Origin of the sequence: Geminicoccus flavidas, from assembly GCF_009806515.1 — a bacterium.
Classification (GTDB): domain Bacteria; phylum Pseudomonadota; class Alphaproteobacteria; order Geminicoccales; family Geminicoccaceae; genus Geminicoccus; species Geminicoccus flavidus.
The window spans coordinates 1-9,610 of record NZ_WUJP01000160.1 but is presented as its reverse complement, the minus strand read 5'-3'; the positions used below and the strand labels follow the sequence as shown (position 1 = coordinate 9,610).

Here is a 9,610-nt window from a genome sequence, read left to right as displayed (position 1 = left end):
GATCGACCGTCTCGACCAGGAGGTGGTCGAGACCGACCGCGCCGAACTCGTTGATCAGCACGGCGGTATCCGCCAGCGCCGGATCGGCAAGGAGCCGGCGCAACAGCGTGGTCTTGCCGCTGCCGAGAAAGCCGGTCAGCAGGTCCACCGGCACCTTCTGGACTGTGCCGCTCAAGCGGCGCCGTCCAGCCGGTCCAGCAGCTCCGGGTCGAGCGGGTCGAGGGGCCCGACCAGCCGGTCGGCACGGTGCCAGAGATCGGCCAGCGTGTCGGCGAGCTCGACCCGGCCGGTGGCGGTGGTAAGGCGGAGCTTCGCACCCTCCCAGTCCGCGGCCCTGGCCCGGCGGGGTGCCAGCACCGCCGAGACCAGCGCTGCGCGGCGCAGCCGCGCCTGGCGCGGTACGGCGCCGTCACCGGCCCCGGTGGCATCGCTCCAGTGCTCCGCCTGCAGGACGCCGCACAGGCCGCACATGGCGCTAGATCCCGGCCGCCGGATCGGCGGGCTTCACCTCGTGGCGCGGCGAGCGCCTGGCAAAGTCGTCCGCGATCTTCTCGAAGGTGGTCCAGGTCACGCCCGGGTGCTTCGAGATGTACTGAAACAGCCGCTCCAGCATCAGCAGCACCTGCGGCTTGCCGGAAACGTCAGGGTGGATGGTGATAGTGAAGACGGCGTAGTCCATCTCGCGATAGACCCAATCGAACTGGTCCCGCCAGATCTCCTCGAGATGGCGCGGATTGACGAAGCCGTGGCTGTTCGGCGAGGACTTGATGAACATCATCGGCGGCAGGTCATCGAGATACCAGGATGCCGGGATCTCGATCAGGTCGGTGACCTGGCCACGCACCAGCGGCTTCATCCAGTCCGACGCCTTGCGCCCGTAGTCGATCTTGGTCCAGCTATCGCCGACCCGCACGTAATACGGCGTGAAGTCGTCGTGCATCAGGCTGTGGTCGTACTTGATGCCCTTCTTGAGCAGGAGCTCGTTGGTCTTGGGCCCGAACTCCCACCAGGGCGCCACGTAGCCGACCGGCTTGCGCCCCGCGACCTTCTCGATCACCTCGATGCACTTCTCGAACACCTCCTCCTCCTGGGCAGGTGTCAGGGCGATCGGGTTCTCGTGGCTGTAGCCATGCATGCCGATCTCGTGGCCGGCCTTAGCGACGGCCTCGATCTGGCGGGGGAAGGTCTCGATCGAATGGCCCGGCACGAACCAGGTCGTGTCGATCCCGAACCGGCGGAACAGTTCCACCAGGCGCGGCACGCCCACCTCGCCGGCGAACAGGCCGCGGCTGATGTCGCACGGGCTGTCCTCGCCCCCGTACGAGCCGAGCCAGCCGGCAACCGCGTCCACATCCACGCCGAACGCGCAGAAGATCTCCTTGGCCAAGACGGACCTCCTTCCAGCCGTAGGCCGGCCGCGCCCGAGGCGGCCGGCACGTCACCGGAGGGATTTGGTCGCTTTTTCCCATAAAGGCGAGGGCGGGCGCGCTGCTCAGGCGGCGGACTGCTCGGCTGCCTTGGCCCGTTCCGCGCGCATGTGCTCGCGCAGGACCCGCAGCATCCGGGTCTGGTAACCAGGCCCGCCGGCCTTGAACCATTCGAGCACGTCGACGTCGACGCGCAGGGAGATCGCCTGCTTGGGGGGCTGCCGGCGCGGCATGGGGGGCTTGCTGCTGTTCATCTCAACGCAGGGCTAAAATGATAGCAGTCGGACATGGCAGCATCGAAGCTCGCAGCATCAGAAGGGCCGGAAACCATGAGTGGCAGTGCCAGCCGTGCCGGCAATGATCTAACATCGTTGATCACACCTATGGCACCGTAGCTTCTTTGGCGCACGCAGACATTTGTGACGAATGGTATCTGTACGTAACGGCAACGCCGCCGCCATCCTCCGGTCATCTATGGGTGCGACACGCGAACGGGGCCGCTGCGCATCGCCACGCAGCGGCCCCGCAGTCGCGATCCCCGGTTCGGCGGTCCGGCTACTTCTTCGAGGCCTCGAAGACGTCGTGGGTCCAGGCCCCGCTCGGCGCCTTGCTGATCACCGGGTCGGAGCCGCCCGAGAGCAGCACCTTCACCGTGCGCTCATAGGCGGCCGGATCGAGATAGCCCACACCCTCCGGAGGGCTGCCGATCAGCTTGGCGACCTCGCCCATCATCCGCTTCTGGTGCTCTTCGGTCTGCGCGCCGGTCGCGTCGTTCTCCAGCACGATCTCCGCCGCCTCGTCGGGATTCTCGACCGCATAGGACCAGCCCTGCATCGAGGCCTTCACGAACCGGGCGAGCTTGTCGACCATCGCCGGGTCCTCGAGGTTCTTCTCCACCGTGTAGAGCCCGTCCTCGAGCGTCGCCACGCCCTGGTCCTCGTACTTGAACACGGTCAGCTCCTCCGGCTTGATGCCGGCGTCGAGCACCTGGCCATATTCATTGTAGGTCATGGTCGAGATGCAGTCGGCCTGCCGTTGCAGGAGCGGGTCGACGTTGAAGCCCTGCTTGACCACCGTCACCCCGTCCGGCCCGCCATTGGTCGGGATGCCGAGCGTCGCCATCCAGGACAGGAACGGGTACTCGTTGCCATAGAACCAGACGCCCAGCGTGCGGCCCTTGAAGTCGGTCTTGGGGTCGACGATGCCGCTGTCCTTGCGGCAGGTCAGCATCATGCCGGACTTCTGGAAGACCTGGGCGATGTTGACGAGCGGCACGCCCTTCTCGCGGGACGCCAGGGCGGCCGGCATCCATTCCACGATCACGTCCGCACCGCCGCCGGCGATCACCTGGGGCGGGGCGATGTCCGGGCCCCCGGGCTTGATCTCCACGTCCAGCCCGGCTTCCTCGTAGAAGCCCTTGTCCTGGGCGACATAGTAGCCGGCGAACTGCGCCTGGGTGACCCATTTGAGCTGCAGGGTCAGCCGGTCGGCGGCATCCGCCGCCGTTGTCAGGGTGAGGCCGGTCGCGGCCGTCATTGCCAGTGCCAGTATTCTCATTAAGCCACCTCTCCCCCAACCGGTCCGGCAAATCATGCGCCCGGACGGACTACGCTTTAGCGACGTCGACGATAGGAGGGATGCCAGAAGGTGACCATCCGCTCGATCAGCGCCAGCAGGCCGTAGCTCAAGGAGCCGGCCAGTGCCGCCACGGCGATGGTCGCCCAGACCAGGTCGAGGTTCATCCGGCCGACTTCGGTGGAGATCCGAAAGCCCATGCCCACGATCGGCGTGCCGAAGAACTCGGCGACCAGGGCGCCGATCAGCGCCAGGGTCGCGTTGATCTTGAGTGCATTGAAGATGAACGGCATCGCGGCTGGCAGGCGCAGCGCCACCAGCGTCTGCCAATAGCTGGCGGCATAGGAATGCATCAGGTCGCGCTCGATGGCGCTGGTCTGGGCCAGGCCCGCGATGGTGTTCACCAGCATCGGGAAGAAGGTCATGATCACCACGACCGCGGCCTTGGACTGCCAGTCGAACCCGAACCACATCACCATGATCGGCGCCACGCCGATGATCGGCAGGGCCGAGACCAGGTTGCCGATCGGGAGCAGGCCGCGCTGGAGGAAGGGCGATCGGTCGATCAGGAGGGCCACGACGAAGCCCGCCCCGCAGCCCATCACCCAGCCCGGCACCACCGCGCGCACGAAGGTCTGCACGAAGTCGGCGCGCAAAAGGCCCAGCGAGTTCGCGATGGTCCGGCCGATCGCCGATGGTGCCGGCAGGAGGACCCGCGGCACGTCGAAGCCGACCACCACCACCTCCCACAGGAACAGCAGCCAGGCACCGAACAGGACCGGGACGATCCGGGCGGTGACCGGTTCGGCCGAGAGCCGGTCCAGGGCGAGCCAGGCAACCGCCACCAGCACCAGCACCAGCAGCCAGAAGCCGGCGGCGACCGGGCCGCCATGGACCAGGTGCAGCGCCCACCAGCAGCCCAGGAGGAGCAGGACAGTGAAACCCAGGCCCGTCGCCAGTGCCCGGCTCACGTCTGCGCCCCCATGGCCCGGAGCGTCAGCCGCTCGACGAGGTTGATCAGCGCGATCAGGACCCCCGCCAGCACCGAACCCATCACCAGGGCCGCCCAGATCTGCACGGTCTGGCCGTAATAGGAGCCGCTGAGCAGCCGGGCACCGATCCCGGCCTGCGCCCCGGTCGGCATCTCGCCGACGATCGCCCCCACCAGGCTGATGGCGATCGCCACCTTCAGCGACGCGAACAGGTACGGCACGGCGGCCGGCCACCGCAGCTTCCAGAAGACCTGGGACGGGGTCGCGTTCCAGGTATGCATCAGCTCGGTGGCGAGCACGTCCGGCGAGCGCAGCCCCTTCACCATCCCGATTGTGATCGGGAAGAAGCACAGATACATCGAGATCAGGGCCTTGGGCAGGAGCCCGGTGAGCCCTACCGAGCCCAGCACCACCACCACCATGGGTGCTATCGCCAGGATCGGGATGGTCTGGCTGGTGATCACCCAGGGCATGAGCGAGGTCTCGAGCGCCCGGACATGGACGATCCCAACCGCCAGCAGGATGCCCAATAGCGTGCCCAGCATAAACCCTAGCAGGGTGGCCGAGAGGGTGATCCAGCCATGGTAGACCAGCGAGCGCTTGGAGGTGACCGCGGTCTGGAACACGGTCCGGTTCAGCTCCACCGCGACCTGGTGGGGCGCTGGCAGGACCGGGCGGTCCATCGACCAGGCATCGGCCATCAGCTGCTGCCAGGTCCACGGCTGGTCGCCGTAGCGGTCGATCACCTGTGGCGCGTTCAGCCAGATGGCACCCAAGTACCAGACGAGCAGGATCGCGAGCGTCACCACGGCCACCGGCAGCGCCCGCCCACTCCTTGGGGTGGCGATGCCGCTGGGCCGGCCGATGCTGGCTGCTGCCATCGATGGTCCTCGAACGGGCGGTGACGGTTCACCCTCCGGAAGGGTTATAAACCGGCCGTGTTCCTGGCAAGTCGCGGTCACAGCCATGCGGGGTGCGGCCGCATGAACGGCGGTTGACGCTTGCGCCGCGCGCGCCGGGCGTTCAACAGCATCGGGGCGAGCGGCACATCAGGGTTGCCGGCAGGGGTCAGGAGAACATGGAGCAGGCGGTCCGCCTCGATCAGCTGTCACGTCGGTTCGGCCGGTTCACCGCGGTAGACCGGATGAGCTTCGGGGTCCGGCAGGGCGAGGTCGTGGGCTTTCTCGGTCCGAACGGTGCCGGCAAGTCGACCACCATGCGGATGCTGGCGGGCTTCCTGACACCCACGTCCGGCCATGCCTGGATCATGGGCCACGACATCGAGGCCCAGCCGCTCGAGGCGCGCCGGGCGATCGGGTACCTGCCCGAGGGCGCGCCTCTTTATGGCGACATGACGCCCTTGGCTCTGCTCCGCTTCGTCGCCGCGATGCGCGGGATGAGCAGCGCCCAGACGCGCGAGAACATCGCAACCGCGATCGAGCGCACCGATCTGGCCGAGGTCGCCTACAAGCCGATCGAGACGCTCTCCAAAGGCTTTAAGCGGCGGGTGGGCTTGGCCGCGGCGATCCTGCACGACCCGCCCGTGCTGATCCTGGACGAGCCGACCGACGGCCTGGACCCCAACCAGAAGCACGAGGTCCGCGCCCTCATCGCCGACATGGCCGCCGACAAGGCGATCATCGTCTCGACCCATATCCTGGAGGAGGTCACGGCCGTCTGCACCCGGGCTATCGTGATCGCGCGCGGCAAGCTGATCGCGGACGCCACGCCCGCCCAGTTCCAGGCCTTTTCGGAGTGGCACGACGCGGTGGCCCTGCGCCTCCTGCCCCAGCAGATCGAGACTGCAATCGAGGCGCTCTCGGACATCCCCAGCATCTACGAGGTCAAGCGGATGAACCACGCCGCGGACGGCCACGATCTCCTGGTGGTGCCGATCCAGGGCGAGCGGATCGCGTCCACCGTCGCCGACCGGCTGCTCGAGGCGGGCGTCGAGATCCAGGACTTCCGGGTCGAGACCGGGCGGCTGGACGACGTGTTCCGCAAGCTCACCACCACGCAGCACTGACGGATCCTGAAACGACGATGCGCGCACGTCAGACCGCGACTGTGTTCGCCCGCGAGCTGGCGAGCTATTTCGCCACGCCGGTGGCCTATGTCCTGATCATCATCTTCCTGGCCGCCTCCAGCGCCTTCACCTTCTATGTCGGCGGCTTCTTCCAGCGCGGCCAGGCCGACTTGGCCTCGTTCTTCATGTTCCATCCCTGGCTCTATCTCTTCCTGGTGCCGGCGGTGGCGATGCGGCTGTGGGCCGAGGAACGGCGTTCCGGCACGATCGAGCTGATCACGACCCTGCCGGTCGGCAGCTTTCCCCTGGTGCTGGGCAAGTTCCTGGCGGCCTGGGCGTTCTGCGGCATCGCCCTGCTCCTGACCTTCCCGATCTGGGTGACCGTCAACTGGCTGGGCAGCCCGGACAACGGCGTGATCGTGATGGGCTATCTCGGCAGCTGGCTGGTGGCGGGCTGCTTCCTGGCGCTGGGCTCCTGCATGTCAGCGGTGACCCGGAACCAGGTGGTCGCCTTCGTGCTGGGTGCAGCCTTGTGCTTCTTGTTCCTGATGAGCGGCGTCGACCTGGTGCTGGCGGCGTTCCGCAGCTGGGCACCGGGCTTCCTGGTTGACCTGGTCGCCTCGTTCAGCCTGATTACCCACTTCACCGCGCTGAGCAAGGGCACGCTGCCGCTCACCACCGCCATCTTCATCCTGACCCTGATCAGCACCGCGCTGTTCGTGAACAAGCTCCTGGTCGACCTGAAGAAGGCTGGCTGACGACATGCATCTCGACCGACGGATCCTGTCGATCCTGGGCATCCCGCTGGCCCTGGTGGCCTTTCTGGCCTTCAACGTCTTCTCCGGCATCGCATTGCGCGGCCCGGCCCTGGACCTCACCGAGAACCGGCAGTTCACCCTGTCGGACGGCACCCGCGCCATGCTGGCCGACATCCAGGAGCCGGTACGGCTGCGCTTCTACCTGTCCTCGTCGCTGCGCGAGACCAACCCGTACTTATGGAGCTATGCGCAGCAGGCGCGCGACATGCTAGAATCGTTCCGGGAGGCGTCGGGCGGCCAGGTCGAGGTCCAGGTGATCGACCCGCAGCCTTTCTCCGAGGAGGAAGACCGGGCGGTGGGTGCCGGGCTGCAGCCGATCCTGGGGGCGGACCAGAGCACCGCGTTCCTGGGGATCGTCGGCGCCAACACCACCGACGACACCGACGTGATCGCCATGCTCAGCCCCGAGCGTGAGCGCTTTCTGGAGTACGACCTGACCCGGCTGGTCTTCGACCTGTCCCGGCCGAACAAGCCGGTGCTCGGCATCATCACCGGCCTGCCGCTCGAAGGCAGTATGCAGGACAGCCAGATGCCCTGGCAGATCCTGAGCCAGCTCCGCCAGTTCTACGATGTGCGCATGCTGAGCGGCGAGGAGTACCAGATCGACCCGGCCATCCAGGTCCTGATGCTGGTCCAGCCGGACGACCTGCCCGAGCAGAACCTCTACGCCATCGACCAGTTCGTGATGCGGGGCGGCCATTTGCTGGCCTTCGTCGATCCTTTCTCCGAGGCGGCCCAGGCGATCGCCCAGGTACCGGGCGACTTCGCTGCGAAGATCGACGGGCTCCTGGCCTCCTGGGGCGTGGAGCTCGTGCCGGACCAGATCGCAGGAGACCCGGACGCGGCCCGCCAGGTGGCGCTGCCGGAGGAGGGCGGGCGCCAGCAGGTACTGCCCTATCTGCCCTGGCTGTCGCTCGACGGGAGCCATGTCGACCCGAGCGAGCCGGCCGTCGCCAATCTCGACGTCATCAACCTGATGTCACCCGGCGTGCTGCGGCCGGCGGAAGGTGCCACCACCAGCTTCACCCCGCTCATCCAGACCGGGCCGGAAGCCGGCCTGCTGGATGCCGCGCCGATCCGCACCTACCCGGATCCGATCGCCGTGCTGCGCGCGTTCCAGCCGGGCAACGAGCGGCTGACCCTGGCGGCGCGGCTCACCGGGCCGGCGAAGAGCGCCTATCCGACCCCGCTCGCCAGTGACGATCCGGCGGCACCCCCGGCTTCCGCCCATCTCGCCGAGGCGCAGGCGCCGCTCAACGTGGTGGTGGTGGCCGATGCCGACCTCCTGGAGGACCAGGCCTGGCTGGCAGCACAGCCGGGTGGCCAGGGGCAGCCGCTGCCCATCGCCTCCAACGCCGACATGGTCTTGAACCTGCTCGACACGTTGGCCGGCTCCGACGCGCTGCTGTCCCTGCGCGGCCGTGACATCACGCTTCGGCCGTTCACCCGGATTCAGGAGCTGCAGCGCACGGCCGAGGCCGCCTACCGGGTCAAGGAGGAGGAGCTGACCGCCAGCCTGGAGGAGGTGCAGGCCAAGCTGCAGGATCTGGGCGGGATCGGCGAGGACCAGCAGGGCATGGTGCTGACCGAGGCGCAGCGCCAGGAGGTGCAGGGCTTCCGTGCCCGGATGCTCGACCTGCGCGCCGAGCTGCGCGCGGTGCAGCTGGCCCTGAACCAGGAGATCGACCGTCTGGAAGGCCGGCTCACCCTGATCAACATCCTGGCCGTGCCGCTGGCCGTAGCCGTGATCGCGGTCCTGGTGGCGCTCTGGCGGCGGATGCGCACGCGCAAGCGCTTCCGTCCGGCCCAGGGCTGAGGAGGAACGAGCCCATGCAGCCGCGCAATTTCGTGATCCTGGCGGCGATCGCCGGCATCTCGGTCGGGCTCGCCGTGGCAGCGCTGGTCGCCAGCGACGCGCCGCTCACCTCGACCAGCCTGAACCGCCCGCTCGTGCCGGACCTGGCGAGCAAGATCAACGACGTGGTCCGGATCGAGATCAGCGGCCCGGACGGGCGGACCACGCTGGAGAGCCACGAGGGCCGGGGCTGGACGGTGGCCGAGAAGCGCGGCTTCGCGGCAGACCAGCGCGCCGTGGTCACCCTCCTGCGCAAGCTGGGCGAACTGCGCATCGTCGAGGCCAAGACCGCGCTGCCCGAGCGGCTAGTCCGCCTCGAGCTGGAGGATCCGGCCGGCGAGAACGCACGCTCGCACCGGGTCGTGCTGCAGGAGGCCGGTGGCCAGCCTGTCGCGGACCTGGTGGTGGGCAAGCGGGCCTTTGGCGTGTTCGGGCCCGGCCGGGCCGGCACCTATGTCCGCCTGGCCGACGAGAGCCAGGCATGGCTGTCGGATGGCGACCTCACCGCCCTGGCCGATCCGGACGAGTGGCTCGAGAGCGACATCGTCGATCTGGCGGCCCACCGGGTGAAGCTGGTCTCGCTGGAGCCGCAGGACGGCGTGCTGGTCACCACCAGCCGGACGACCCCCGATGACGCGAACTTCGACTTGGCGGGCGTGCCGGCCGGGCGGGTGGCCGACCAGGCCAAGCTCACCGAGCTGTCGCAACTGTTCACCCAGCTCACCCTGATGGACGTGCGGCCAGTCGCGGAGGTCGCCTTCTACGAGGCGCCGCAACGGGTCCGGGTCGAGACGTTCGACGGGCTGACCCTGGTGTTCACCTGGCTCAGCCAGCCGGATGCCAGCTGGCTGCGCGTCGACACGGTGACCGCTGCCGACAGCGCGTCCCAGGAGGTGAAGGACGAGGCCGCCAGGATC

The 9,610-nt window shown here is 68.0% G+C and carries 11 protein-coding genes; 4 read left to right on the top strand and 7 right to left on the bottom strand.

What is annotated here, in order from left to right; genetic code table 11:
• The 7 genes from EQG76_RS33275 to EQG76_RS04355 all read right to left on the bottom strand — a co-directional run.
• Window positions 1-175 (bottom strand): GTP-binding protein (locus EQG76_RS33275; RefSeq protein WP_321573434.1); only part of this gene is annotated, 175 nt, incomplete at its 3' end.
• Window positions 172-471, bottom strand: coding sequence for a hypothetical protein (locus tag EQG76_RS04380; RefSeq protein WP_159710937.1), 300 nt, complete (start codon window positions 469-471; stop codon window positions 172-174). The genes EQG76_RS33275 and EQG76_RS04380, both read right to left, overlap by 4 nt.
• 4 nt (window positions 472-475) lie before the next feature.
• Entirely contained in the window at window positions 476-1,387 is a 912-nt protein-coding gene (locus EQG76_RS04375; RefSeq protein WP_159710936.1) for a polysaccharide deacetylase family protein, read from the bottom strand.
• 105 nt (window positions 1,388-1,492) lie between these two features.
• Entirely contained in the window at window positions 1,493-1,660 is a 168-nt protein-coding gene (locus EQG76_RS04370) for a BrnA antitoxin family protein (protein WP_235031202.1), read from the bottom strand.
• A gap of 322 nt (window positions 1,661-1,982) precedes the next feature.
• On the bottom strand, window positions 1,983-2,984 hold the full coding sequence (locus EQG76_RS04365) for an ABC transporter substrate-binding protein (protein WP_159710934.1): 1,002 nt from the start codon (window positions 2,982-2,984) through the stop codon (window positions 1,983-1,985).
• A 56-nt stretch (window positions 2,985-3,040) separates the two neighbouring features.
• Window positions 3,041-3,973 (bottom strand): ABC transporter permease, encoded by a 933-nt coding sequence (locus EQG76_RS04360; RefSeq protein ID WP_200840549.1) that lies wholly within the window; start codon window positions 3,971-3,973, stop codon window positions 3,041-3,043.
• Window positions 3,970-4,875, bottom strand: coding sequence for an ABC transporter permease (locus EQG76_RS04355; protein ID WP_159710933.1), 906 nt, complete (start codon window positions 4,873-4,875; stop codon window positions 3,970-3,972). The genes EQG76_RS04360 and EQG76_RS04355 overlap by 4 nt, the downstream gene beginning before the upstream one ends.
• Window positions 4,876-5,072: 197 nt before the next feature.
• Here EQG76_RS04355 and EQG76_RS04350 point away from each other — a divergent pair, with 197 nt between their 5' ends.
• The 4 genes from EQG76_RS04350 to EQG76_RS04335 form a co-directional block, all read left to right on the top strand.
• Window positions 5,073-6,020 (top strand): ABC transporter ATP-binding protein, encoded by a 948-nt coding sequence (locus EQG76_RS04350; RefSeq protein WP_159710932.1) that lies wholly within the window; start codon window positions 5,073-5,075, stop codon window positions 6,018-6,020.
• 17 nt (window positions 6,021-6,037) lie between these two features.
• Entirely contained in the window at window positions 6,038-6,778 is a 741-nt protein-coding gene (locus EQG76_RS04345; RefSeq protein WP_159710931.1) for an ABC transporter permease, read from the top strand.
• A 4-nt stretch (window positions 6,779-6,782) separates the two neighbouring features.
• A complete protein-coding gene (locus EQG76_RS04340) occupies window positions 6,783-8,654 on the top strand; it encodes a GldG family protein (protein WP_159710930.1) in 1,872 nt (623 codons plus the stop codon).
• A gap of 14 nt (window positions 8,655-8,668) precedes the next feature.
• Window positions 8,669-9,610, top strand: a 942-nt coding sequence (locus EQG76_RS04335) for a DUF4340 domain-containing protein (RefSeq protein ID WP_159710929.1), incomplete at its 3' end; no start/stop codon positions are given.

Coding starts and splice junctions, on each gene's coding strand:
- EQG76_RS04365 (WP_159710934.1), bottom strand. CDS start 2,984: ATGAGAATACTGGCACTGGCAATGACGGCCGCGACCGGCCTCACCCTG.
- EQG76_RS04380 (WP_159710937.1), bottom strand. CDS start 471: ATGTGCGGCCTGTGCGGCGTCCTGCAGGCGGAGCACTGGAGCGATGCC.
- EQG76_RS04345 (WP_159710931.1), top strand. CDS start 6,038: ATGCGCGCACGTCAGACCGCGACTGTGTTCGCCCGCGAGCTGGCGAGC.
- EQG76_RS04350 (WP_159710932.1), top strand. CDS start 5,073: ATGGAGCAGGCGGTCCGCCTCGATCAGCTGTCACGTCGGTTCGGCCGG.
- EQG76_RS04340 (WP_159710930.1), top strand. CDS start 6,783: ATGCATCTCGACCGACGGATCCTGTCGATCCTGGGCATCCCGCTGGCC.
- EQG76_RS04355 (WP_159710933.1), bottom strand. CDS start 4,875: ATGGCAGCAGCCAGCATCGGCCGGCCCAGCGGCATCGCCACCCCAAGG.
- EQG76_RS04370 (WP_235031202.1), bottom strand. CDS start 1,660: ATGCCGCGCCGGCAGCCCCCCAAGCAGGCGATCTCCCTGCGCGTCGAC.